We start from the raw sequence: 25,346 nt of genomic DNA, 5'->3' as shown, positions 1-25,346 counted from the left end.
CAGCGCCCCGGCAAAACTTTTCGCAGGCTTGCAGGATTATTTTTCAGGCATTTCCGAAAGTCAGCTTTCCTTTATGGTTTCAAACACTTCAGAACGAAACTCTGCCTGTGGACAAGCGCTGTGGGACGTATCAGCGGCTGTTCCGGCGCCTTGCGGGAACAGCCGCCCCAAATGCCTCAGGGCAGCCGCTCACCCACGGCAACACCGGTTGCACTCCATGAGCCATCAATGGCCGAGAAGCTGCCGATGGCGCCGTCAAAATTGCTGTTCGGACCCTGCACCAAAGAGGCATTGAAGTTACCGCTCATCGTGCCGCCATCGGAAACATTGCCGCTGAAGAGGTTCTGATCCGCAAAAGGGTTAGGCTCGGAGATGTTGGCTCCGAAGGTACGTCCATCAAAGTTGCTTATGGTCGCGGTGCCGGTGCGGGTGCCAAAGTCCACGTTCATGCTGAAGTTGCCGGCGGCCAGGTATTGGCTCCCACCGTTCACCACACTGCCGACTGCATGGCCAACATAGCTGGCGCTGCCACCGCTCGGCAGGTCATTCGGGCCAAGAATGCGCCCGGCGGCCCATGTGCCCAGATGGACCTGCATCTGTTCGTCCGGAGTGGGTGACGGATTGTCGATTGAAAGATGCGTGCCCCAGTATCCCCATTCCAGGAAGGCACAGGTGCACTTGGTCGTCACGCCGGCGAAGATGGCGCTGTCGGCCCCATCCACCAGCGTATTGGAAATGAAGTAGCTCTTGGCGTCGGCGTCCTTGCTGATGCCGCTGTCACCGCGCACACTGTTGCCCAGACTGTCATTGGTCTCAACCGCCGCATAGCGGTCATTGTCGATGAAGACCGAAGCACGTTCGCTTTCGGGGGCTGAAGCGCTGTTACCAAAGGACACGTTCATGCGGGGCACGCTACCGCCGCCCGTGTAGTTTGCATGCTTGAGCTCAAAGGATGCCGATACGGACCGGCTGTCCACGTCAAACTTGACCGAATTGCCGAAGCTGCCTGTCGAGGCATAAGGCGTCACCACAAGGGTTCCGGCATTGTTCGTCTGCACCATGCCCGCGGCGAAGCCCGACAGGTTGCGCGTGCTTCCCAACAGGGTGGAGCCCGGCACTGTAGACGATAGTTCGGCTATATGAGTCGTCGCGCTGTAATGGTCACTCAGCTGGCTGGACGGTGGCTGCACCACGTAGCTGTCGCCGTTCTGTGCAGGACTGACGTTGCTGCTAAGGACAAAGTTCTCCGCATTGCTGCCGAAGGCATAGGTCCCATCAGCCCCTGCCAGAGATCCGATCTTGCCGGAGAAACTGCCGGTTGCGTCATGACTGACGGATTTGTATCCACCACGCCGCACGCCCGACAGGGCAAGCTCACCCGAACCGTCATCCTTGATGGAACCAAGGAAAAGGGAAATGGCTGACTGCTGGGTCGAGGACTGTCCCTGGATGGAAAAGGAAGCGGCCAGCGCAAGCGGCGGCTCATCGTCCAGATCTGCTCCCCCCTCCAAAACCAGAAGGCCGGAGTTGGCAACGCCATCGAGGAATGTGGTACCCAGATCTGCCGCCACGCGCGGGTTCAGGAAAAGGGCCCCGCTATTGGCAGGAATGACGCTTCCATCCGCACTCTCCGTTCCCAACGACAAGAGCTGCTGCAGGTCCGCCGTCAGTGTGTACGTGCGCAGGCGGGACTGGTTCATCACGTCAAAGGAACCAGGCGTTCCGCCAAATGCAAGGATGGCATCGGAGAGGTCGCTCTCAAAGACCGGCGCATCCCCCGCGATCTGGGCATTCTGGTAAAGCAGCGCAATAAAACCGCCGCTGCCCCGGTAGAAAATACCGCGCCCGTTCGCTTCGATGTCGCCATCTTCCGCGGAATCGACCATCAGCCAGGAGGGGACACCGGTCTGGCTGAACTGCCCCATGTGAACGCCTTCATCCGTCAGCACAGACTGGAAATAGGACAGGCCGGAAGCTGACGGGACGCCAACGGTGATCGTTTGTCCGTCGATCTCACTGGTCAGAAAAGCATCGCCATCCGCGGAGGAATAGGCGCCCGAAGATCTGCCCGCCGCTGGAAGCGTAACCGTAAACTCTTCGTCGATGGAATCCGTGGTCCGGCCAAGAATACCCTGGCGGCCAGGATTGGAAAGAATGCCAGCCAGCCCCGGCAACTCAAGATCACTGCCCCCGCTCAGGGCACGCAGGGTTACTGTCTGAGGCTGAGGCTCAGGTTGAGGCTCAGGCTCGGGCTCAGGCTCGGGCTCCGGCTGGGGCTCCGGCTGAGGCTGAGGCTGAGGCTCGGGCTCTGGTTCCGGCTGGGGGTCCGGAGTTTTCTCGATCTCGCTCTCAACGTCAGCCAACGCCGTCGCCACGACCACCTCCGGCTTCGGTGGCGGCAAGGTGTTGACGACCGCAAGGTTCGAATTGACGGAGGTCAGACCGCTTTGGGTCACGGCCTCGTTGGTGGGGGGGCGCGGCGCGCCGCCATTCTGGCCAGGACGGCTGGTCAGGGACTGTTGCAGGGAACCAAGATCCGCCTGGCTGGTCGGGCGTATCTCAGGCTGGCTGCTTCCGCCTCCTCCCACGACCATGGTGTAGCCGGGTTCATAGATCCGCTGTGCCGTGCCATTAGGTCCGGTGAAAGTCAGTTCCTTGCCAAAGACGAGGGAGAAAGTACCGCCATCCTCACGCACCTCCAGATTGGCAATACCACCCCGGATGCCGATGGTGCCAACTGGCGTACGAACATTGACGCCTCCCTTGTTCTTGGAAAGCTTGCCGCCGACAAACCTGGCCACACCCTTGCCCATGCTGGCCACCAGCTTGCCCGTGCCAGCTTCCGGGTCAAAGACGAATTCGTCGATCACCAGATCCGAATTTGCACCGACCGTGAACGTGGACCCATCGACAAACAGCACCTGCACCAGCCCGGAACCACCGGTCTTGATGCGTTCCTTGTGATAGATGTTGTTGCCGAGCATGATGGTGCGCAAACCTGCACCTGGCGCTGTTCCCTGCGCTTGCGGATTGACGGCCGTGGCAACGCCTACCTCTGTCGCGGCCATCGCGGTGGTGGCGAGCAGAGCAGGCAGAAAACTGGCAGCAACAGCAAGAGAGCGTGCAGCGCGGAGGTGGCTCATCATGGCTTCAAACCTCAAAACCGGCGCATGACTGACAACATGCCCGATGCATTGGTGTAATCATTCAGGTCATAATTGGATTGCTGGCGGCGCAGCTCGCCCGTAAGCCCGAGAGCCATCTTGCCTTCACCCAACGGCATCAAAAGCGACGTGCGCAGCCAGCCCTCGTTGTCCCGCTGGGCCTTGTTGCGATTGATCAGGCTGTCCGGCTCATTGTAACCACGGTGCAGATAGCCTCCCTCCACATCCACGGACCAGGGCAAGGCTGACAGCTTGAAAGGCGAGGCAAAGCGGTACGTGCCGCCAACGGCAAAGCCTCCAGTTTTATTGGATTTGTAGGCCTTGTTCGCCGTCACCACATCGCCAAGCAGCGTTATCCTGGCCGTGAAGGTTTCCGTCAGCCGGTACTGATAGCTGGACGCCAACCGCACTGCATAGCCTGCCCTGTCGGAGAGGTTGGGTTGCTTCGCCGTATCGTTGAACCAGTTGTGGCGCACCTCAATGCGGGACTGAACGCCTGCACGCTCACTCAGGTTCACGGCAACCCGCGCGCCAGCCCCGAAACCGCCGCTGTAATTCGCCCCATCCAGGCGGATGCCATTGGCGATGCCGTAGATCCCGAGCCTTGCGTCATCCAGGCCGAAGCGCGCGAGGTTGAACGACGGTCCGAAGGTGATCTCTGCCATCTCCGTATCAAGACGGCTGATGTCACCGTAGCGTGCCCCATAGAAAATCAGGTCGGCCTCAAGCCGGTCACCCTGACTGGCAAGATCGTAGGAAAAGCGCACGTTTGCGGACAGGAACGCATTCACGTCCGCCTTGCCCGTTCCCGCATCATCAAGTGTGAAGGCGGTCCCGTTGAGGTTGACGATGCGGTTCTCAGGCGCTGCGTTTGCATTGCTCTGTCCGCGCACTCCGGCGGTGATCAGGCCACTGACCTTGGCCGGAGCTTCCTGCTCCTCAATCGCTGCAAGGAAGTAATTCACGCGCTGCGTCACTTCCGGCGGCACATTGGGGCCGGAGATCGCGCTTTCAAAGTAGTTGCGCGCCATGTCCTTGGCGCCGAGGCGCATGTAGAGCACGCCCAGCTCCAGCTGCACACGCGGAAGGCCCGGCGCATAGACGAGCATGCGCTCCAGCGTGCCGATAGCAGCCTCGTGGTCGCCGGTCTGTGCCGAGACCATCGCGTATTCAAAGGCAATATCCAGATTCTGCGGCTCTGCCAGCGTAGCCTGAAGAAGCTGCTGCTGGCGCGCTTTCAGGTTTGCCGCTGGAAACTGCTGCGCCTGAGCTGCGCCGTCGAAAAACGCCGCGCCAAACACCAGTCCAAGCGCAACAGTGGCGCAAAACCTGTGTACCCTGCTGCTGCGGGTAACCGCGCGGCCTGCCCGCACCCGCGGCGAATTTGCCCCGATACTTGTCACGTTTCCCGGCATCCTACGCTTTACCAGATTTTAAGATCACCCTGCGCCTGCAGAGATACATGAGAGTCCGGCCGGAGCAAACCTGCAATCCAGCCCGGTCCCCTTATCTCGCCGTGTGTTGATCGACGGCTACACCTGACGAACCTGTTCCCAAGCGACTGGCACAAAAAGAGAAATGGCGCGAGAAGCAAAATCTCGCGCCATTCTTGAGCCTGTGGCTTTTTCAGGGTGAATCACCGGAACCGGCCCCAGCCATCACGCGGGGCAGTGCCCCAACGTCAAGAACTGCGGGATATGCCCGGAGATTCCGGCCTTCACTGCACTTCCGTGATGCGGCCGTCCGTGAACGGGGTATAGGCACCACCGTTCTTCGCAATGTATTCCGCCAGCACTTCTTCAAGGCCCGGACCGAAGTCATAGGCATTCATGCCAGCCTTGGCGAAGACCGCATAGCCATCACCGCCGCCGCGCATGTAGTTGTTGGTGGCAACGCCATACACCTTCCCGGGCTCGATCGGAGCCCAGCTGTCGCCGCTCTTCACCTCAACCTTGAGGATACGCTCGCCAGCCGGCTTGGACTTGGACCACTCGTAACGGAGCCCTGCGACCTGCGGGAAACGGCCAGCGCCTTCTTCCACCTTGGACACTCCATTCTCAAGCGCAGCCACCACGTCGGAGCCCTTGAGCTGGAAGGTCGCCAGGGAGTTCTGGAACGGCAGAACCGTCAGAACCTCGCCCATGGTGATCTCGCCCGGATCGATGGAGGCACGCAGGCCGCCGCCGTTCTGGATGACGATCTCGACGCCCTGCTCCTTCACGCGGTCAAGCATGGCTTCGGCGACGAGATTACCCATCTGGCATTCGGACACACGGCAGGTGTCGCGCGAGCCATCAATCGCTGCGGTGCTGGAACCGATGACCTTTGCCTTCAGCTCTTCGAGCGGCTTCGCCAGTTCAGCAACGCGGGCAGCGACGGTCTCGTCCGGGGTGACAGACGCATCCAGCAGGATCGGGTCGCCCTTTGCAGAGATCAGATCACCATTATCGTTGAAGGTCAGCTCGATCTCACCCAGATACTTGCTGTAGGCATAGGCCGTGACAACCGGCACGTCCTTGCCATCCGGGTTGGCCACAACGGTCGGGTAAGGACCGGACGCCTTGTCGTTATTGTTGGCCAGCAGCGTATGAGAATGACCGCCGACAATGGCGTCAATGCCTGACACGGCGCCGGCGATCGCCTTGTCGCGCTCATAGCCTACGTGGGTCAGAGCGATGATCTTGTTGACGCCCTGTGCCTCCAGTTCACTGACAGCACCCTTGAGGTAATCCTCGGCCTTCACGAACGTGACACCAGGACCAGGGGAAGCCGTTTCCTTGGTGTCCTCGGCCAGCACGGAAACGATGCCGATCTTCTGTCCGCCCACTTCCAGGACCACGGATCCAGGAACCTTGTCCTTCAGCAGCGGCTCGTTGGAAACATCGGTGTTACCGGAAATGACCGGGAACTTGACTTCGGTAAGGAAGTCGGCGAGGCCCTGAGGGCCGTCATCGAACTCATGGTTGCCGACGGCCATCACATCATAGCCGATCATGTTCATGAACTCGGCGGCCGCCTTGCCCTTGTATGTGGTGTAGAAGAGGGAGCCTTGGAACTGGTCACCGGCATCCAGCACGATCACGTTCTTGCCGGCGCCGGTCAGCGCCTCGCGGCGCTCGCCGACCTTGGTCTTGATGCGAGCCACACCGCCAAAGCACGCGCCCTTGGCATCTTCGTCGGCGCTGCAGGTCGAATCAAACTTGTTGATTTGCTCGATACGGCTATGCAGGTCGTTGGTGTGAAGGATGGTCACCGAATAATCGGCCAGCGCCACGCCGCCCATTGCCGCAATGGCAAAAAGCGCGGTTGCGCCAAGAAGCATCTTTTTCATGTTCGCCTCGCCTGATGGAGGCCGGTTCAGGCCTCCGCTTTTCTACACAGCCGCACTAGCACAGCTCTGCGACAGTTTTTTCGCAGCAGCGTGCAACATGACAGGCCAGCCTCCCGCCCTACGCTGAAGTGTGACAGCGTTTGTGACAGGCAGGCCTGATTATGACAGCGGAAAATTTTTCAGGACAAGCTGATTTTTTCAGCAAGCTGAGCCAGGGTTTCACGAAGCAGACCGCGACGGCAGAAATCAGCGGGTCTCACCGTCTTCAGTCTCATCGTCATCGGTCTCAACGGCCGGGATGCTGTAGCCTTCCACCATCCAGCGATGCAGATCTATCTTGGCGCAGCGGTCGCTGCAGAAGGGATAGTCGGCCTGGGTGGAGAGTTTGGAGCAGATGGGGCATGGCCGCATGCGGCGGCCTTGTTCCCCTGCATCGCCGGATGCTGCGGTCATTGGAGCATCCTCATGCAGGCAGCTTCAGCGGGTCGCGCCACAGGGCGCGGACGTCAAGCCCTGCCGAGGCCAGCATGTTGACTGTTTCATAGAGCGGCAGCCCCACCACATTGGGATAGGAGCCGGTCAGCTTGACCACAAAGGTGCCCGCAAGGCCCTGAATGGCGTAGCCACCCGCCTTGCCGCGCCATTCGCCCGAGGCCAGGTAATCATCACCCTCCCGGCGCGACAGCTTCTTGAAGCGCACGCGGGTCTCCACGATCTTCGTCCGCACGGAACCAGATGGCGAAATCACCGCAAGGCCGGTCAGCACCCGGTGGCCACGGCCGGAGAGAAGACCTAGGCAGGCCTCTGCCTGTTCCACCGTCTCTGCCTTTGGCAGTATACGCCGCCCGGCGCAAACCACTGTGTCAGCCGCAAGTATGACGGCTTTAGACAGAACGGCATCTTCCACCAGCTGCTCGCGCACGTGGCGGGCCTTGGCCTTCGCCAGGCGCACGGCGAGCGCACGCGGTGTTTCGCCGCGCAGAGGCGTTTCGTCCAGATCTGCCGGAATGAGATGCTGCGGTTCGATTCCAGCCTGCTGCAGCAGAGCCAGACGGCGCGGCGAGGCGGAGGCCAGAACGAAGGGAACGTTTGCAGTATCGCTCATGGGTGTCACGCTCCCGGCCGGACTGCGGCTTACTTGAAGCGGTAGGTGATGCGGCCCTTGGTCAGGTCATACGGGGTCATCTCGACGAGAACCCGGTCGCCTGCCAGAACACGGATGCGGTTCTTGCGCATGCGCCCTGCAGTGTGAGCGATGATTTCATGGTCATTTTCAAGACGCACGCGGAACGTCGCGTTGGGCAGCAGTTCCGTGACGACGCCCGGAAACTCCAGAACTTCTTCCTTAGCCATATGGTATCCCGGTTAAACCGATCCTGAGGTGCGCGGAACCTATAGGATCAAAGCAAAAAAGTGAACAGGGCAATCTCCGCGCCGGTGATTTTCCATCGGGCGGGCCGTCATGCGGACTTGCCGGTTCAGGCGTGAGGGCGGAAAAGGGCCGCTTCGCAGCAGTTTCCCAACTCATTCGCTTCTCTGTATCACCCGCTGGGTGGCGGCGTCCAGCCCAGCCGTTTCTTGATTTTCATCATCAACTGATCACGCACCGCCCGGTAAGCATCCAGAATCTGGTCTCGGCTGCCGGAAACGATGGTTGGATCCATGGTCGGCCAGTATTCCACGTCCACCGCATCGGCACGGGTGAGATCAAGAACCTTGTGGTGGGCCTCAGGGGACAGGGTGATCACAAGATCGAAGCCGGACTCATCCAGATCCTCCAGCGTCTTGGGCTGATGGGTGCTGGCATCCATGCCGATTTCGGCCATCACCGCATCCACAAAAGGATCGCGCTCACCCTTGCGCGCGCCTGCCGAACGCACATAGACCTGCCCCGGAAACAGGCTGCGGGCAATCGTTGCAGCCATGGGAGAACGCACAGCGTTCATGCTGCAGGCAAACAGGACCGCAGTCGGACGGGAGCCCGGCCCGGTCATGATACTCAGCCTTTCCAGTGCAAGGCATAGACAAGGGTGAAGAGGCGGCGGGCGGTGGGCTGATCAATATCCACCTTACCCTCCAGACGCTCTTTCAGAACCATTGCCCCCTCATTGTGCACACCGCGCCGGCCCATGTCGATCGCCTCGATCTGGCTGGGTGTCGCATGGCGGATTGCCTGATAATAGCTCTCGCAAATGAGATCGTAGTCCTTCACCACCCGGCGCAGCGGCGTCAGCGACAGGACGTGAGTGGTGAGCTCCTCCCCTGCCTCGCTGCTGATCTGGAACACCAGCTTCTTTTCCACGACAGACAGGCGCAGCACAAAACGGCCGCCACTCACTCCACAAGGGCAGAAGCTGTTTTCCTCGATCAGATCATAGATGGCGACGGCCCGGTCGTGTTCGACATCCGGGCCTGCACGGGCAATGGACGCCTCATCGAGAATGACATCGATAAGGCGGCCGGAGACGTCTTCGCCCGAACCCTCTCCAGCGCCGGAGGACGCACTGCTTTCCATCAAGGTCATACGGCTCGCACCTTCCCCGTCAGAGCCCTCAATATGCTGCCCTCCTCCCAGCCGCCTGCCTATGCGGCTCCGAGGTTGAGCCGGATGGAAACGGACCTTGCATGCGCGCTGAGGCCTTCTGCCTCGCCCAGGGCGATTGCCGCAGGCCCGAGAGCCCGAAGGCTCTGCGCATCACACTTAAGGATCGACGTCCGCTTGACAAAGTCAAGCACAGACAGGCCGGACGAGAAACGCGCCGAACGGGCGGTCGGCAGAACATGGTTGGAACCGCCCACATAATCGCCAATGGCTTCCGGCGTGTGGCGGCCCAGGAATACGGCGCCCGCATTGCGCACGCGGCCCAGCAGCGCCTCAGGATCTTCCACCGCCAGCTCCAGATGCTCCGGCGCCAGCCGGTTGATCAGCGGAATGGCTTCGTCCAGATCCTTCACCATGACGACGGCACCGAAATCGCGCCAGCTGGCCGAGGCGACTTCCGCACGCGGCAGCGTCTTCAACTGGCGCTCCACTGCCGCTTCCACGGCAGCGGCCAGTGCTGCGTCATCAGTGATCAGGATCGACTGGGCCACCGGATCATGCTCGGCCTGCGCCAGCAGGTCTGCTGCCAGCCAGTCGGGATTGTTGTCCGCATCGGCCACCACCAGCACTTCGGAAGGGCCTGCGATCATGTCGATGCCCACCGTGCCGAAAACCCGGCGCTTGGCTGCGGCCACAAAGGCATTGCCGGGGCCGACGATCTTGCTCACCGGCGCGATGCTTTCCGTACCATAGGCAAGAGCGGCCACAGCCTGCGCACCGCCAATGCGGTAGATTTCCGTGATCCCGGCCACCTTGGCTGCCGCCAGCACCAGAGGATTCAGCACACCGTCCGGCGCGGGCACCACCATGGCGATGCGCTCCACCCCGGCGACAAGCGCGGGCACCGCATTCATGAGAACGGAGCTGGGATAGCTGGCAAGGCCGCCGGGCACATAGAGGCCGACTGCCTCCACCGCCGTCCAGCGCGAGCCAAGCTCGACGCCGAGCGCATCCGTATAGCGGTCATCCTTCGGCATCTGGCGGGCGTGGTGCGAGTGAATACGGTCACGTGCCAGCTTCAGCGCGTCAAGCGTTGCCGGCTCGACCGCCGCAGTTGCGGCCTCGATCTCTTCAGCCGTCACCCTGAGCTCTGCGATGGAAGAGACGCTCACCCGGTCGAAGCGGTTCGTATACTCCACCACGGCTGCATCGCCGCGTGTGCGCACATCGTCCAGAATGGTGCGGACGACCTGATCCACATCCTCGGACACCTCGCGCTTGCCGGACAGCAGGTCCTTGAAGCGGGTCTCGAAATCTGCATCTGCGGTGGAAAGCCGGATTGCCACGTCTGTCTCCTTGCAAGGCCTTTTCGCGGCGCCGGCTCACCTTGCAAGGTTCCGCGCCGCTTGTCGCTGGCAAATCTGTGACTGCCAGCCGGAAAGTCTCAGTCGAGTTGATGGTGCGGTTTATTGGGCGTGGCCCAGGCGGCGCCAAGATCGGTCAGCTGCGCCTCGATGCATTCCACATCCAGTGCCAGCGTGCCGCCGCCGGCAAATTCCAGCCGCACCGTGCCGGAAGGGGCTTCCGCCCCCTGTTCGAAGCGGATGGCCAGCAGCGACAGGATTGCGCCCTTCGCCTCCTGCCGGATATGGGCAGCGCGCATTGCCGTCACCCGGGCAAAAGCCAGCGCCGAACGGCGCCTTTCATGCGCGCGCGCGCGCCGGTCTTCCGCCTTGTCCCAGACGAAGCGGTTCATGGCGACAATCACCTTGCGCTCCTTCGGCAGGTAGCGGATGTCACCAACGCTCAGCACCGCGTCCTGCACATGAGCGGAAACCACGGCCAGATCTTCCTCATCGAGGGCGGCAAGTTTCAGCAGGTCCATGGGCGGCTCTGTCTCCGGAAGGCTTGTTGCAAAGGGCGGGAGAGTTCCCGCCATTCCAATTCGTTGCCTAGCGTGTCCGGGGCCGTTTGACAATGCGGCAGGCCGTGCACCACGCCTGCCGCACGCAGCAATTACGCCGAGATACGCTCGATCATGGCGCCGCAGCGGCCAAGCTTTTCTTCCAGCCGCTCGAAGCCACGGTCAAGGTGATAGACGCGGCTCACATTTGTCTCGCCTTCGGCCACGAGACCGGCAATCACCAGCGACACGGAAGCGCGCAGGTCCGTTGCCATCACCGGGGCGCCGCGCAGGCTGTCCACGCCGTCCACGATGGCCGTCTTGCCGTCAATGCGGATGCGGGCACCCAGGCGGGCCAGCTCCTGCACATGCATGAAGCGGTTTTCGAAGATGGTTTCAGTTATGCGGCTCTGGCCGCCCGCCCGGGTCATCAGCGCCATGAACTGGGCCTGAAGGTCCGTCGGGAAGCCAGGGAACGGCTCGGTGGTGACATCAACCGGTGCAATGCCGTTGCCATTGCGGTAGATGCGCAGGCCGTCTTCCATCTGCGTGATGTCAGCCCCGGTCTGGCGCAGCACGTTCAGCGCCTCGTCCAGAAGCTCAGCCCTCGCGCCCTGCAGCACCACATCGCCGCCGGTCATGGCAACGGCCATGGCATAGGTGCCGGTCTCGATGCGGTCAGCGATCACCGCATGGCGGTGACCCTTGAGGCGCGGCACGCCCTCGATGCGGATGGTGGACGTGCCCGCGCCTTCGATCTTGGCGCCCATGCCCTTCAGGCAGTTGGCAAGGTCTTCCACTTCCGGCTCGCGCGCGGCGTTCTCCAGAATGGTCTCGCCCTTGGCCAGCGTCGCCGCCATCATCAGCGTGTGGGTGGCACCCACAGAGACGCGCGGGAAGGTGATATGCGCGCCGGTCAGCCCCTTGCGCGCATTGACCACCACATAGCCCGCTTCAATCTCTATCTCGGCGCCCAGCTGCTTCAGGCCATCGATGAAGAAATCCACCGGCCGGGTGCCGATGGCGCAGCCGCCCGGCAGCGACACACGGGCAACGCCCATGCGCGCCACCAGCGGGCCAACGACCCAGAAGCTTGCGCGCATCTTCGACACAAGCTCGTAAGGCGCAGTCGTGTCCACAATGGCGCGGGCCGTCAGATGCAGCGTCTGGCCGCGCAGCTCGTCTACGCCGGTGCGCTTGCCATCGACCGAATAGTCCACGCCGTGGTTCGACAGGATATGCGTCAGCTGCGCCACATCGCGCAGGCGTGGCACATTTTCGAGCGTCAGCGTCTCGTCTGTCAGGAGCGAGGCAATCATCAGCGGCAGGGCCGCGTTCTTGGCGCCGGAAATCGGGATGACGCCATTGAGCTGCGCGCCGCCGATGATCTTGATGCTGTCCATTGAACCACCTGATTGGGCAGGTCTCAGGCCTGCCGGCAAATAGAAAACTGGCCCGGCTCTACACCGGGATAAAGGCTGAGGCAAGGCAGCGTCGCACACCGCCCTGCCTGCATTGTACCTGCATTGCAGCCGCTTTGCGGCAGCATGCGGGGCCTGCAGCTTCCCGCCACTCCCGCACACACTCAGCTCATGCCGTCACACCTGCGGCACCGCGTCCACATCCCCGCCCTGCCCGGCAGGCGCATCCGCACCATCCTCAGCCTCAAGCGGCACAGTTGCCGTCTCACGGCGCTGGCGGTCTGCCGCCTTGCGCCGCTTCAGATTCTGCCGCAGCGCCTCGGCAAGGCGCGCCTCGCGGGAGCCGGGCTTAGGCCCTTCCGGCTTGTTCTGCCTGGTCATCGCCATCCCTGCTGTTTCGAATTTTCCAAGGAATAGCTTATGCTTTCCGTCACCGGAAGGCATCCCCCTTCCCTTCCCGGCAAACTGTCCACAGGCATGCGGAAAAATCAGCACGATAAGCGCTTGCCATGTTCTGCCTTCTATGGCACAAGCCGACCCGTTCGCGGCGCCACAGTGCGCCGGTCACGAACGGCCTTCCGGATCACCGGACAAAAGGCCATCGGGTCCGCCCGGAGATGCTGCAGTAGCTCAGTGGTAGAGCACTCCCTTGGTAAGGGAGAGGTCGAGAGTTCAATCCTCTCTTGCAGCACCATTTTTCACCTTTAAATCGCAGAGCTTTGGCAAAACTTGCTGGTCGCGCTATAGTAGCCGCGAAACCGGAGAAAAGCCGCATGGCAACGATGAACGTGAGCTTGCCAGCTGATATGCTGCGCTTCGTGGAAGACGAAGTCGCACAAGGCGAATATGCCACCTCCAGCGAAGTCATCCGCGATGCCCTGCGCTTGCTCCAGCATGAAAAGGCCGCCGAACAGGAGCGCCTCGCCCTTCTCAGCCGGGAAATTTCCGTTGGCCTCGACGACATGCGTGCAGCCCGCATAACGTCGAAGACAGCGGCGGAGATTGCGCAGGAGATCCAGCACCCATAACTCTCACTCCGCCTGCGGCATCCCTGCGGGCCTCAAGGCGCGTTTCTGGGCGGAGATGCGGAAGGGGGCGTTGGGGGCGCCGTAGCCGGCGTAGTTGCCGCCGCGCTGGACGAATTCGAAGAACAGCCCTTCCGGACGGGTCTGCGAATAAAGCTGGAAGAAGCTGCCGCCTGCATCCTCGTCATAGAGCACGTTAGCCGCCTTCATGCGGGCGACCAGTGCCGGATCGAGACCGAAGCGGGCTTCGACGTCGGCGTAATAGTTGGCGCCGATCTGCAGGATGGGGAAGCCGCGGGCACTGAGCGATGCGGCAGTGGCGAAGATGTCATCTGTCGCAAAGGCGATATGCTGGACGGAGGAGCCGAAGCTTTCCTTCACAAAGCGCCCTGCCAGCGTGTGGCGGGCTTCCGAGCCGTTGAGCGTGATGCGCAGCGCGCCGGTTTCCACCGCCTGCGACTTCACCAGTCCGTCCGGATCGGCCACATCCACCATGGGGGAGCGGCGGGCGTCGAACAGGGCGTGGTAGAACAGCGACCAGCTGAGCATTTCGTCATGCGCCATGGTCTGGGCGATGTGGTCGATGCGCGTCAGCCCGGCGCCTGCGGCGGCATCCGCCTTGCCAGCACCAGCCTTGCCGGCGTCAGGCAGCGGGCGGAAGTCCACATCCCACAGGCGGCCCAGCATCTCCCCGCCATCGACAAAGCGCAGCAGGCTGCCGCCATGGCCGCGCACGGCGGGGATGGCCAGCTCCCCTTCAGAGATATGGCTCTGATGGGCCGGGATCAGCAGCGCCTGCGCCCGTTCTGCGGCAGCGGCGGCATCGGGCACCTTCAGCGCGACTTCGGACACTGTGGTGCCGTGAGTGACATAGGCCGTATGGGCAAAGCCGGTGACGGCCGTGTTGACGAGGATGTTCACCGCCCCCTGGCTCCAGCGCGTCACCGGCTTGGAGACGTGCCGCGCAACGGGAGCAAAACCTGCGGCGGCCAGGAAGGCGGCGATGGCCGGTTGTTCGGCTTCCGACGTTGCGATTTCGAGGAACTCCACACCCTGCACCGGCGCTGGGGCGGGGAAGTGCGGCAGGTCCACGGTCAGCGCCGGTTCGGCCCGGCGCACACGGTCCTGCAGGTCGATGAGGCTGCGGTGGCCATCCAGCGCGACAAGGCGCGGCAGGCCGGCGCGGAACTGGTCGTTGAAGATCTCAAGCGACAGCGGCCCTGAATAGCCGGTGGAGAGCACCGCCCGCATGAAGCCGGTCACATCCAGATCCCCCTCGCCCGGCATGTTGCGGAAGTGGCGCGACCAGTAGAGCAGGTCCATGGGAATGGCCGGGGCATCGGCCAGCTGCACGAAGAAGATGCGGTCGCCGGGAATGGCGCGGATGGAATCGGGCGAAATGCCACGCCCGAGCGTGTGGAAACTGTCGAGGATCAGGCCGATGCGCGGATGGTCCGCACGGCGCACCACTTCCCAGGCGTCGCGGTGGTCATTGATATGACGCCCCCAGGCCAGTGCCTCGAAACCCGCACGCACACCGAAACGGGCGGCAAGCTCGCCCAGCTCATAGAAATCCTGCGCCATCCGGTCGATGCCGCCCATGGCCGCCGGATGAACGGAGGAGCAGACCAGCATCAGGTCCGTGCCCAGCTGGTTCATAAGGTCGAACTTGCGCGCCGCACGGGCAAAGGCGCGGGCGCGGTATGGTTCCGGCAGGCCCTCGAAATCCCGGAAAGGCTGGAACAGGGTGATGGTCAGCCCGTGATCGCGCACCATGCGGCCCACATCGGCGGGGCTAAGGTCCGAGGCGATGAAATCCTGCTCAAAGATCTCGATCCCCTGAAAGCCTGCCTTGGCGATGGCCTCCAGCTTGACCGGCAGATTGCCCGAGATGGAAACGGTGGCGATCGAATTCAGCATCGGTTCACTCCGGCTTGAGGAGATCCTGGCGCAGGCGGCCATGATCGAGCGGCAGTCCTGTGAAGATGGCCCAGGCATCAACGCCCTGCCCGAAGAAAAGCTCGTAGCCCGAGATGATGGTCAGGCCTTCGGCTTCCGCATCCTTGAGGAAAGGCGTATCGACGGGCGTATAGACAGCATCAAACACCCAGGCAGCGCCTGCCATGTGCATCCGCTCCAGCGGCGTGCCGCCGTAGCCGACCATACCGACGGGCGTGCAGTTGATGAGGCCGCTGGCGCCAGCGGCAAGTTCTGCTGCCTCCGGTCCGGTACGGGTGACGAGTTCCGGCCGCACCGCCTTCAGCGCTTCGGCAAGCGCATCGGCCTTGGCCACATCCCGGTCAGCAATGCGGATTTCGGCAAGACCCAGGGCGATGAGGCCGAAGGCCACCGCCTTGCCGACGCCCCCTGCCCCGATCATCAGAACGGGACCCGGCGCAACATCGCCGCGCACCGCACGGTAGGCAGCGATGAAGCCGGAATAGTCGGTATTGAAGCCCCGTGCCTTGCCGTCCTCGAAGATCACCGTATTGACAGCCCCGATGGCCCGCACCAGCGGATCATCGACCTGAACCTTGGCCGCCGCCCGCTCCTTGTAGGGATAGGTGACGTTGACGCCCCGGTAGCCATCTTCCGCCACATGGGCAAACAGGGCGTCAAACTCCATGCCCATCTCCCGGGGCACCAGCCGGTCATAGGTCACCGTGCGCCCGTTCTGCAGCCCCGCCAGCACATGCAGGCGGGGAGAGGATGAGGCGGCTATGTTGTCGCCGATGAGGCCGAGGCGGATGGTGCCGGTCTGCGGCACGGCAGCGGGAGAGAATGCGGACATGGCGTGTCAGGCTCGCTTGCGGAAAATGCGGCGCCAGAGCGGCGTCTTGGACAGAAGGATCAACACCACACCGGCCAGAAGCGTGGCCGAAAGCGGGCTGGTGAGAATGCCCTTGAACAGCATGGGCAGGCTTTCCTGCTCCGAGATGATGGCCCGGCGCCAATTGTCATCCAGCAGGCGCGACAGGATGACGCCGAGAATGACGGGGCCGAGGGAATAGCCGTAAAGGCGCATGAAATAGCCCAGCACACCGAAGCCCAGCATCCAGTAGACATCCCCCAGCCGGTTGTTCACCGCATAGGCACCGACGATGGACAGGAGCAGGATCAGCGGGATCAGCAGCCCGCGCGGCAGTTCCACCACCTTGACGAAGAGGCGGATGCCGGTGAGGCCGAAGAGCAGCATGAAGCAGTTGGCAATCATCAACGCGCTGACGATGAACCAGAACATGTCCGGCTGCTGCACCATCAGCAGCGGACCCGGATTGAGGCCGTGGATGAACAGCGCACCGATCATGATCGCGGTCACCGCGTCACCGGGGATGCCAAGCGTCATCATCGGAATGAAGGCACCTCCGACAGCCGCGTTATTCGCGGTCTCGGGCGCGACAAGCCCCTCGATGGCGCCCTTGCCGAAGGGCACTTCCGGGTTCTTGGTCACGCGCTTGGCATGATCATAGGCCATCAGCGCGGCAATATCCCCGCCCGTGCCGGGCAGCGCACCGACGACAACACCTATGGCCGAGGTCTGCAGCGACAGCGGCAGATGCTTGCGAATGGTGCTGAAGCGCGGAACGATGCGGCTGATCTTCTGCTTCACCGCTTCGGAATTGAGCGTGTGCAGCTGCATCAGGGCTTCGGACACGCCGAACATGCCGATCATCACGGCAATGAAGGAGATGCCGCCCATCAGCGACGGGGAGCCGAAGGTGAAGCGCTGGTCCATGGTCAGCGGATCAAGCCCGACAGAGCCGATCATCAGGCCGAAGGCACCGGCAAACACACCCTTGACCAGGCTTTCACCCGACAGAGAGCCAACCAGCAGCAGACCGAGAATGGCCAGCAGCATGAAGTCACGCGGCTGGAAGCGGATGGCGAAATCGGACACGGCAGGTGCAGCAAGGGCCAGAACCAGAATGCCCATCAGGCCGCCGAAGAAGGACATGACGGTGGTGATGCCAATGGCCTCACCCGCTTCGCCCCGCTTGGCCATGGGGTAGCCGTCCAGCGCCGTAGCGATGGCCGACGGCGCACCGGGGATGTTCAGGAGAATGGCCGTGCGCGAGCCGCCATAAACCCCGCCCATGAAGATGCCGATCATCAGCGACAGGGCGGGCAGCACATCCCAGGAGAATGTGAAAGAGATGAGAATGGAGACGGCCATCGTCACCGACAGTCCGGGAATGGCGCCGATATAGATGCCAGCCATGGTGCCCACTGCGATCAGCGACAGCAGCTTGATGTCCAGCAGCGGCACGAGAAGAGCGTTGAGAATATCCATCAGGGTCTCTGCCTCACGCCAGAAGCTTGCGGAAGAAGGCGAGGATTTCCGCCTCCGGCACGATGCCGGCAGGCATCAGAACCGAGAAGATCAGCCGGAAGATCACCCAGATCAGAAGAATGCTGAAGGCCGAGACCATCACCGTCCAGCCCCAGTTGCGCCTGGTCAGGATGCGAATGCCGATAACAAGAAACAGGAAGGACGTGGGGATGAAACCCAGCGGCTTCAGCAGGAAGGCATAGGCCGTGATCAGCACGGTCATCAGCACCACCGGCAGCGGCAGGATCTCCCGCAGGGCCCACTGGTTGCCTTCCGCCGGCTTGCGCAGGGTCTGGACCAGCACCATGCCGGAGGTCACGGTCATCAGCCCGGTCGTCATCATCGGCACGCCGCCTGGTGCGGACAGGGCTTCAAAGCCGGAAATCCCGTATGCGGTGTAGAACAGGAACAGACTGGCACCGAACATGAAGAAGCTGAACACCAGTTCAAAGGAGCGGCGGGGTTGCGGGTTTTCCATGTGACCTCCAGCAGCCGTATCGGACAGGCAGGGTTTTACCATCTGCCCATGCAAAACGCCGCCCCTCTTCGGCAGCCTGCGTCACATGAAATAATGCATGACGCAGGCTGCTTCAGAGGCGTTTCCCGGGGCGCAGGGTGGGGTGATTACCCCTTCGCCATATGGCGGCCAGGCTCCGGAAGATCAGGCGGCGGTTTCTGGTTTATGGCGAGGATCAGGGCTTGGGAATGCCGAATTCCTCAGGCGAAGCCTTGGCAAGGCCAGCTTCCCAGACGAGCCAGCTGGTCGTGGCCTGCCACTTCTTGAGGAAGTCTTCCGCCTCGGCGCCGGACAGCGACATCATCTTGAAGCCGCGGCCATCCATCAGCTTGAGGAAGTCCTCATTCTTGGCGCCTTCCTGATAGGCGGCCACCAACTTGGCCACCACGTCATCCGGCGTTCCCTTCTTCACGAAGATGCCGAAGAACGGGCCCCAGGGCAGCATTTCGGCAAATTCCGGATTGGTGGACACGATGGTCGGCACGTCCGGCAGAGCCGGGGTCGGCTCGACGTCGAACAGGGCAATCGGCTTCATCGTGCCGGCCTTGATGTTCTCGACCGCAGCGCCCAGCACCGCCGGCATCACGTCGATGGCGCCGCCCTGCAGGGCGGTCAGGGCCGGGCCGTCACCGTCATAGGGAACGAAGGTCACGTCGATCGGAGTCTTCTGGTTGATCATCGCGGTCACGACAGACGGCAGACCGCCCGGACCGGTGGAGCCAAACTTCACCGCCTTCGGATTGGCGTTGATGTAGGCGATCATCTCCGGATAGGTGTTGAACGGCGCGTCCGGACGGGCCACCAGGATCGGAATGCCACGTGCCAGAACGTTGATCGGGGTGAAGTCGGAATAATCCTTCTCGCCCAGCTTCATCACCTTGTAGAGCAGCGGGTTTTCCGCGCCAAACAGAATGGTGTAGCCGTCGGCATCACCGGACTCGACCATGTTCAGCGCGAGCGCGCCAACGCCGCCGGTGACATTCTGCATGACGATCTTGCCGCCAAGTGCCTTTTCGGCATGCGGGGTGACAGCGCGCATCACCGTGTCAGTAGAACCGCCCGCGCCCCACTGGATGATGCCCTGAATTTCCTTGTCCGGATATTCGGCAAGAGCCGGAACAACAGCAAGCCCAAGCGCAAGAGCTGCGCCGATAAGCGTCTTCTTCATGAAGATCCTCCCATTTGAACGGTTCCGGCCCATTCTCCTTCTGAGCCGCCCGGAACATTGATTGCCAGAAGTCAGAGATAACAGCAAATACCGATTTTGCCGTCACAATAACATGATGTTAATTCGAGGCCTCATCCAGCCTCCGGTGTTTCGGGCGCCGGATCCCATGCCTCCCGGGCGCGTGCTCTTTGCAGTTCTTGCCGGAAACGCTCAACGGTGAATTCGGCAAAACTGGAGAGCTGTCTGCCCTGCTTTGTCAGCACCCAGGCATTGATGGACGCGGGCTCCTTCAGGGGCCGCCGCACGAGGCCGGGCATGTAGACTTCCGCTACCGAGAACTCATCGATCACCGAAACGCCCAGCCCATGCCGGACGAGGCTGACGATGGTCTGGGCAAAGCGCCCGCGCATGGAAAAACGCGGCTCCAGCCCGGCATCCCGGTAGGGGTGGGACAGGATGCGTCCGTACGGATCGCTCTCGTCGATGCCGATGATCGGCTCTTCCATCAGGTCATGCACGGAAATGACCGGCTTCTCCGCCAGCCGGTGCCCCTCCGGCACCACGGCGACCAGACGGCCTTCCACCAGCTTCTGACAATCCACCGCCGGGTTGTCCATGGCAGAGCTCATGATCACGAACTCGCCGCGCTCCAGCAGCAGGTAATCGAGGGTCTCCTCGATCTTGAGAATGTTGAGGTCGATGAAGAGATCGGGAAAACGCTGACGCACATTGCGGATGGCGCGCGCTGCAATGAACTGGGCAATCGAGGGGGCGCAGGCAATCGACAGGGTGAATTCCTCACCCTTGTGCAGCGAGGACACCGCCTGGTTCAGGTTCTCCATCTGGCGGTAGACCTGATGCACCATGTCGAAGACTTTCTGCGCCTCCGGCACCGGTACAAACAGCCCCGCCTTGCGTTCGAACAGGCGCACGCCGAGCGAATCCTCAGTGTACTTGATCAGGCGGCTGACGCCAGGCGCCGACACGTTCAGCAGTTTGGCAGCGCCCGCAATCGTCCCGGCCATCATGACGGCGCGGATGACCTCGACCTGCCGGAGTGTCAGTTCTTTCATCTTGAAGAATCTCCCGGGGGGGATGCTGTCACAGCTTCGGAGGGCGCGAAAGGCCTGCCTTCCGGAACTATGGCCAAGGTATCGGGCGATGCACCATGTCAGAATTGACCTTCTCAAGCCCGCATGAACCTGATTAACCTCACGGCCCCGAACTGGAGACACCTGGAACAATGACACTTGATGCCGCCCTTGAAGCCCGCCTGACCCAGGCCAGTGCCATGCTTGCCGAATGCCGCCGTCAGGGCGGCGCGCTGGAGCGCCTGCCGGAAGAAGCCCGCCCGCAATCCATGCTGGAAGGCTACGAGATCCAGCGCCGCGTCCATGCGCTGCTGGGCGACGCACCGGTCCGCCACTGGAAAACCTCCGAAACCGGCCCGAAGGGCGCAATGACGGCTCCGATCCACGGCAGCCGCATCTTCACGAGCCCCGCCAGCGTTGGCCGCGTCAACGCTCTCGAGACAGAGATCGCCCTGCAGCTTGGCCAGGATCTGCCCTTCCGCGACGGCGAACCCTATACACGTGAGGAAGTCCTTGCGGCTGTATCCCACTACGCCCTGGCCTTCGAACTGTGCGCCTCGCGGTGGCTGGCGAAGGATGTGGAAGTGGAAGAGAAGATCGCCGACTGCCTGTCCAATGACGGACTTGTCCTCGGCACGCCCGTTCCCTTCACCGGCGATATCATCTCCCCGGTAAAGCGCCTTGTACTGATGCGGGACGGCACCCCGGAGCCCTTCGCACCCAATGACATCGATCCGGCAGGCTCGCTGATGGCCTATGTCAATGCAGGCGGTGACCGCTTCGGTGGCATGAAGGCAGGTGACTGGATCATCACCGGTTCCATGAGCGGTGTGCAGAACGCCCCTGCTCCCGGTCTTTGGACAGCCCGCTGGGATGACCGGCTGGACATCAGCCTGACCATCACCGGCTGATCATCATACCCTCCGGTTCAGCGGAGGGAAAAGCCGCTGAACCGGACGAGCTGGATGTTCTTTTCTTCCAAAAGCGCGGCGAAGGCATCGCTGGCGAGATACTCCAGCTCCACCTCCCGCAGATCCGTCAGCGGATCGAGCCCGATGAGATGCCCGTCAACGAGCCCGGGATGGCACATGATCAGCGGCCGTTCCCCCTCGCCGCTCAGAAACCGGCCGAACAGATCGCCCGTCTTCTCCCGCACCGTGAAATCCCGCACGCCGCGGAAACTGTCATTGGCCTTGAACCCCGCCGCCTTCACCTTGCGGGCAAAGCCCTGACCCAGCGCGCTGATGACGGCTGCCCTTGGCACCGCCCTGCCCCGTTTCACGATGGCCGGCAGCGGCTCCTGACACAGGCGCAGATAGCCACCCTGAGGCGCAATGCGTGCCGCAAACGCCTCAAGCACAAGGTCGCGTATGACCGGCAGCTGGTGGCAGTGGTGGTGCCCGTCGATGAAATCCGGCACCCGGCCCATGACAGCCGCGAAAGCATCAATCTGGGCGGCGATTTCTCCGGCCAGTTCCCGCCGGACGGCCTCTTCCTTCAGCTGGCCGCGCAGGGACATGATGATCAGCCGCCCGTTCGACGGCAGATGCCCGCTCTCTGCCAGCTTCGGCATCTGCGTCAGAGGGATGTGATCGGTGAGCGTCAGATGCAGACCGGTATCTGCATCGATCTGCTCTGCCCCGGCCAGAAGCTGGCGCCCCTCTTCCGCCCAGAAGGGGCTCACCGTCATGGCTGCTGTCGCCGTCAAACGCCGCTGGCGCAACAGCTGGCGGATGCCCTCGCTAATGCCCGGCGTCAGCCCATAGTCATCAGCGCTCAGAATCACCTGTTTTTTATCAGACGCCACCCTTTGAAAAACCTTTCCTCTTGCTTTAGGTAACCAGCCAACAGAAACACTGTGAAAAGAATACGGCGCTATTCAGCTGCTGCGAGGGCTGCCGTCCCTGGACGGGGATGCGAGAGAGATGAACGGCAAGGCTCCAGAACTTTCAGTCGTGATACCATGCTTCAATGAAGCTGCAAATCTGACGCCCTTGATGGCCCGTCTTGTTCCGGTGCTGGAAGGGCTTGGCCGCAGCTTTGAGATCCTCCTGGTGGATGACGGCAGCCGCGACCGGACGCTGGAGGTGGCTGCAGGTCTTGCCGCTGCCGACCCGCGCATCGGCATCCTTGCCCTATCGCGCAATTTCGGCAAGGAAATCGCCATCACCGCCGGCATCGACCATGCGCGCGGAAATGCGGCGATCCTGATGGATGCCGATCTGCAGCATCCTCCGGAAAAGATCATCGAGCTTGCCGCGGCCTGGGACGAGGGCTTTCAGATCATCCACGCCACGCAGGCCGCCCGCCCATTCGAAGGTGTGATCAAGCGCCTTTGCGTCAAATCCTTCTACAAGCTGCTGGCCCAGCTTTCCGACATCAAGCTGCCGCGCGGCGCAGGCGATTTCTGCCTGCTGGACCGGGCGGCGCTGGATGCGCTGAAATCCATGCCCGAGCGGGCACGCTTCATGAAGGGTCTGTATTTCTGGGTCGGCTTCCGCCAGAAGCAGATTCCTTACGAACCGGCTGAACGTCTGGCTGGAGCGAGTGGCTGGAGCCTCAGCCGCCTTATCGGCCTTGCCCTCAATGGCTTGACGGCCTTCAGCACTGTACCCCTGCGGCTTGCGTCCATCGCAGGTGTCCTGGTCTCTTTCATTGCGATCATTTACGGCATGTTCCTTGTGACAGACGTGCTGCTGCATGGCATCGACGTGCCGGGCTATGCTTCGCTCATGGTCGGAATGTTGTTCCTCAGCGGTGTGCAGCTGATCTCGCTCGGCATTCTTGGCGAATATGTGGGCCGCATCTTCAACGAAACGAAACAACGCCCGCTGTATTTCGTCGGCAGCTACCGGCCGGGGCAGGCCCATGCGGATGCAGGTACTCTGCCCTCTGCCCCTCAGTTGAGCCCCAACGCTGCCAGCGCCACGAGGACATAACGCCCGGCCTTGCCGATGGTGACCAGCAGCAGGAACAGCCAGAGCGGCTCGCGCAATGTGCCGGCGATCACCGTCAGCGGATCCCCAATGACGGGCAGCCAGGCGAAGAGCAGGCTCCAGCGGCCATAGCGGTGATACCAGCCCTCCGCCCGCGCCAGCGCCTTGTCAGAGACCGGGAACCAGCGCTTGTGCCGGAAGCTGGCAATCCCGCGCCCCAGCAGCCAGTTGACCACCGAGCCCAGCACATTGCCCGCCGTGGCGGCGCCCACCAGCAGCCACAGCGGCCACCCTCCGGCGATCACCAGCGCCGCCAGCACGCCTTCGGACTGGGCAGGCAGCAGTGTTGCCGCCAGAAAGGCAGCCAGAAACAGTCCGGCAAGACTGCCAAGTCCACTCATCCGCTGCCGTCCCTTTTGCCCCCTGCCCTGCAGAGCTTCCCAAAACACGATGCGCTGCCGCAGGTAGCCCCGCGGCAGCGCATGTTCAAGGATAATGCGTCCCACCTGCTTCAGGCGCGGGCAAGAAGTCCGTGCTCTGCGTGTTCCAGTGCGGTGACGATACCGCGCAGCTCCGCCAGTCCCTTGAGACGCCCGATGGCCGGATAGCCGGGCTGTGCCTTGCGGTTCAGGTCATCGAGAATGTCCTGCCCGTGATCCGGGCGGAAGGGGATCGACACATCACTGCGCCTTTCCGCTTTGCGGCGTGCTTCTTCCTTCACCACCTCGGCCAGCAGCGCCACCATGTCAGTGTCCCCCTTCAGATGCTCAGCCTCATGGAAGGAGCCGAAGAGCGCATCCGTCTCGCGTTTCACGTTGCGCAGATGCAGGAAATGCACCTTGCTGCCATGCCGGCGCATCATGCCCGGCAGATCATTGTCGGAGCGCGCGCCCAGCGAGCCGGAGCACAGGGTGATGCCGTTGGAGGGATTGTCCACTGCGGAGAGAATCGCCTCGTAATCAGCTTCCGTCGACATGATGCGCGGCAGGCCGAGCAGCGGATAGGGCGGATCATCCGGATGGCAGCACATGCGGATGCCTTCCTGCTCCGCCACCGGGATCACCTCCTCCAGGAAGGCAATGAAATGGCGGCGCAGCTGATCGGCATTGACCGCGCCATATTCGGCCAGATGCGCGCGCACATCGTCCAGCGACATGTGCTCCGCAGCACCCGGCAGGCCAAAGGCCACATTGATGGCCAGCGCCTTCTTCTGCTCCTCGCTCATGCCCGCATGACGGCGGGCCGCTTCTTCGGCGATCTCAGCCGGGAAGTCCTCTGCCGCACCCTTGCGCTGCAGGATGTGGATGTCGAAGGCGGCGAAATCTGCATGGTCGAAGCGCATGCAGGTGCCGCCATGGTCCACCCTCCAGGCCAGATCCGTGCGTGTCCAGTCCAGCACCGGCATGAAATTGTAGCAAAGCACCTCGATGCCTGCTGCGCCGAGATTGCGCAGGCTGGCCTTGTAATTCTCGATGTGCTCGCGCCAGTTGCCCTTCTGCTTCTTGATGTCCTCGGAGACTGGCAGGCTTTCCACCACCTCCCAGGCGATCCCCGACGGGCTGCCATCGGCGCGCGTCGCGATTTCCCGCTGACGCCGGGCAATTTCCTCAGGCGACCACACCGCGCCGCTCGGCACGTGATGAAGCGCGGAGACCACGCCCTCCACCCCTGCCTGCAACATGTCATCAATGCTCACAAGGTCCTTGGGACCAAACCAGCGCCAGGTTTGCCGCACGCGTTCCACTCCTTTTTCCGGCCTGCCGTTTCCCGCCCGGCCGGTCATTCGGGCCTTCCGGCTACCCCGGTTTGCCGCCTCTTTCAGGGGGAAGGCATAGCACGCCCACGCCCCTGCCGACTAGTATGGTAGTTTGACATTGACTTGTATGGTAGTATGGAAAATGATGCGGGCAAGAGGAGA

The 25,346-nt window shown here is 62.3% G+C and carries 24 protein-coding genes and 1 tRNA gene; 4 read left to right on the top strand and 21 right to left on the bottom strand.

What is annotated here, in order from left to right; genetic code table 11:
* Positions 1 to 176 precede the first annotated feature (176 nt).
* From V6L75_RS04730 to V6L75_RS04675, 12 genes are all read right to left on the bottom strand, one after another.
* Entirely contained in the window at positions 177 to 3,146 is a 2,970-nt protein-coding gene (locus V6L75_RS04730) for a FecR family protein (RefSeq protein WP_334250359.1), read from the bottom strand.
* Positions 3,147 to 3,157: 11 nt separating this feature from the next.
* A complete protein-coding gene (locus tag V6L75_RS04725; RefSeq protein WP_334250358.1) occupies positions 3,158 to 4,567 on the bottom strand; it encodes a tetratricopeptide repeat protein in 1,410 nt (469 codons plus the stop codon).
* A gap of 314 nt (positions 4,568 to 4,881) precedes the next feature.
* A complete protein-coding gene (locus V6L75_RS04720) occupies positions 4,882 to 6,495 on the bottom strand; it encodes a bifunctional metallophosphatase/5'-nucleotidase (protein ID WP_334250357.1) in 1,614 nt (537 codons plus the stop codon).
* A 246-nt stretch (positions 6,496 to 6,741) separates the two neighbouring features.
* Entirely contained in the window at positions 6,742 to 6,948 is a 207-nt protein-coding gene (yacG, locus tag V6L75_RS04715; RefSeq protein ID WP_334250356.1) for a DNA gyrase inhibitor YacG, read from the bottom strand.
* 10 nt (positions 6,949 to 6,958) lie between these two features.
* Entirely contained in the window at positions 6,959 to 7,600 is a 642-nt protein-coding gene (locus V6L75_RS04710; RefSeq protein WP_334250355.1) for a Maf family nucleotide pyrophosphatase, read from the bottom strand.
* Positions 7,601 to 7,629: 29 nt separating this feature from the next.
* The gene (gene infA / locus V6L75_RS04705; protein ID WP_019962913.1) at positions 7,630 to 7,848 is read right to left on the bottom strand and encodes a translation initiation factor IF-1; all 219 of its coding nucleotides are present in this window, start codon (positions 7,846 to 7,848) and stop codon (positions 7,630 to 7,632) included.
* 188 nt (positions 7,849 to 8,036) lie between these two features.
* On the bottom strand, positions 8,037 to 8,489 hold the full coding sequence (locus V6L75_RS04700; RefSeq protein WP_334250354.1) for an arsenate-mycothiol transferase ArsC: 453 nt from the start codon (positions 8,487 to 8,489) through the stop codon (positions 8,037 to 8,039).
* A gap of 5 nt (positions 8,490 to 8,494) precedes the next feature.
* Positions 8,495 to 9,010, bottom strand: coding sequence for a UPF0262 family protein (locus tag V6L75_RS04695; protein WP_334250481.1), 516 nt, complete (start codon positions 9,008 to 9,010; stop codon positions 8,495 to 8,497).
* Positions 9,011 to 9,078: 68 nt separating this feature from the next.
* Entirely contained in the window at positions 9,079 to 10,383 is a 1,305-nt protein-coding gene (gene hisD, locus V6L75_RS04690; protein ID WP_334250353.1) for a histidinol dehydrogenase, read from the bottom strand.
* 98 nt (positions 10,384 to 10,481) lie between these two features.
* Positions 10,482 to 10,922 carry a DUF2948 family protein gene (locus tag V6L75_RS04685; RefSeq protein WP_334250352.1) on the bottom strand — a complete coding sequence of 147 codons (441 nt, stop codon included), beginning with the start codon at positions 10,920 to 10,922 and terminating at the stop codon, positions 10,482 to 10,484.
* A gap of 131 nt (positions 10,923 to 11,053) precedes the next feature.
* Positions 11,054 to 12,343, bottom strand: a complete 1,290-nt coding sequence (murA, locus tag V6L75_RS04680; protein WP_334250351.1) for a UDP-N-acetylglucosamine 1-carboxyvinyltransferase — start codon at positions 12,341 to 12,343, stop codon at positions 11,054 to 11,056.
* Positions 12,344 to 12,538: 195 nt separating this feature from the next.
* Complete coding sequence (locus V6L75_RS04675) at positions 12,539 to 12,742, bottom strand: hypothetical protein (RefSeq protein ID WP_334250350.1); 204 nt, start codon at positions 12,740 to 12,742, stop codon at positions 12,539 to 12,541.
* Positions 12,743 to 12,980: 238 nt separating this feature from the next.
* On the opposite strand from V6L75_RS04675, the gene V6L75_RS04670 reads away from it, so the two are divergent.
* Positions 12,981 to 13,055: transfer RNA gene (locus V6L75_RS04670), tRNA-Thr, on the top strand.
* 79 nt (positions 13,056 to 13,134) lie between these two features.
* Positions 13,135 to 13,389: a type II toxin-antitoxin system ParD family antitoxin gene (locus tag V6L75_RS04665; protein ID WP_334250349.1), complete on the top strand. Its 255-nt coding sequence runs from the start codon at positions 13,135 to 13,137 to the stop codon at positions 13,387 to 13,389.
* 3 nt (positions 13,390 to 13,392) lie between these two features.
* Here V6L75_RS04665 and V6L75_RS04660 read toward each other — a convergent pair whose 3' ends face one another.
* The 6 genes from V6L75_RS04660 to V6L75_RS04635 form a co-directional block, all read right to left on the bottom strand.
* On the bottom strand, positions 13,393 to 15,306 hold the full coding sequence (locus tag V6L75_RS04660) for a bifunctional sugar phosphate isomerase/epimerase/4-hydroxyphenylpyruvate dioxygenase family protein (RefSeq protein ID WP_334250348.1): 1,914 nt from the start codon (positions 15,304 to 15,306) through the stop codon (positions 13,393 to 13,395).
* A gap of 4 nt (positions 15,307 to 15,310) precedes the next feature.
* On the bottom strand, positions 15,311 to 16,177 hold the full coding sequence (locus tag V6L75_RS04655) for a shikimate dehydrogenase family protein (RefSeq protein WP_334250347.1): 867 nt from the start codon (positions 16,175 to 16,177) through the stop codon (positions 15,311 to 15,313).
* Positions 16,178 to 16,183: 6 nt separating this feature from the next.
* Positions 16,184 to 17,677, bottom strand: a complete 1,494-nt coding sequence (locus V6L75_RS04650; protein ID WP_334250346.1) for a tripartite tricarboxylate transporter permease — start codon at positions 17,675 to 17,677, stop codon at positions 16,184 to 16,186.
* Positions 17,678 to 17,690: 13 nt separating this feature from the next.
* Positions 17,691 to 18,194 (bottom strand): tripartite tricarboxylate transporter TctB family protein, encoded by a 504-nt coding sequence (locus tag V6L75_RS04645; protein ID WP_334250345.1) that lies wholly within the window; start codon positions 18,192 to 18,194, stop codon positions 17,691 to 17,693.
* Between the two features lie 214 nt (positions 18,195 to 18,408).
* Entirely contained in the window at positions 18,409 to 19,401 is a 993-nt protein-coding gene (locus V6L75_RS04640; RefSeq protein WP_334250344.1) for a tripartite tricarboxylate transporter substrate binding protein, read from the bottom strand.
* Between the two features lie 131 nt (positions 19,402 to 19,532).
* A complete protein-coding gene (locus tag V6L75_RS04635; protein WP_334250343.1) occupies positions 19,533 to 20,474 on the bottom strand; it encodes a LysR family transcriptional regulator in 942 nt (313 codons plus the stop codon).
* Between the two features lie 170 nt (positions 20,475 to 20,644).
* Here V6L75_RS04635 and V6L75_RS04630 point away from each other — a divergent pair, with 170 nt between their 5' ends.
* Positions 20,645 to 21,403 carry a hypothetical protein gene (locus V6L75_RS04630; RefSeq protein WP_334250342.1) on the top strand — a complete coding sequence of 253 codons (759 nt, stop codon included), beginning with the start codon at positions 20,645 to 20,647 and terminating at the stop codon, positions 21,401 to 21,403.
* Between the two features lie 17 nt (positions 21,404 to 21,420).
* On the opposite strand, the gene V6L75_RS04625 is transcribed toward V6L75_RS04630, so the two are convergent.
* Entirely contained in the window at positions 21,421 to 22,278 is an 858-nt protein-coding gene (locus V6L75_RS04625; protein WP_334250341.1) for a ChbG/HpnK family deacetylase, read from the bottom strand.
* 139 nt (positions 22,279 to 22,417) lie between these two features.
* Between V6L75_RS04625 and V6L75_RS04620 the strand changes: the two genes are divergently transcribed.
* On the top strand, positions 22,418 to 23,431 hold the full coding sequence (locus V6L75_RS04620; protein WP_334250340.1) for a glycosyltransferase family 2 protein: 1,014 nt from the start codon (positions 22,418 to 22,420) through the stop codon (positions 23,429 to 23,431).
* Here V6L75_RS04620 and V6L75_RS04615 read toward each other — a convergent pair.
* Together V6L75_RS04615 and uxuA are read right to left on the bottom strand one after the other, a co-directional pair.
* A complete protein-coding gene (locus tag V6L75_RS04615) occupies positions 23,392 to 23,829 on the bottom strand; it encodes a YqaA family protein (RefSeq protein ID WP_334250339.1) in 438 nt (145 codons plus the stop codon). The two genes, V6L75_RS04620 and V6L75_RS04615, sit on opposite strands and share 40 nt — an antisense overlap.
* 110 nt (positions 23,830 to 23,939) lie before the next feature.
* Positions 23,940 to 25,163: a mannonate dehydratase gene (uxuA, locus tag V6L75_RS04610; protein WP_334250338.1), complete on the bottom strand. Its 1,224-nt coding sequence runs from the start codon at positions 25,161 to 25,163 to the stop codon at positions 23,940 to 23,942.
* Positions 25,164 to 25,346 lie beyond the last annotated feature (183 nt).

The organism is Pannonibacter anstelovis (genome assembly GCF_036881715.1).
Lineage (GTDB): Bacteria > Pseudomonadota > Alphaproteobacteria > Rhizobiales > Stappiaceae > Pannonibacter > Pannonibacter anstelovis.
This window is presented reverse-complemented; position numbering and strand designations above follow the sequence as displayed.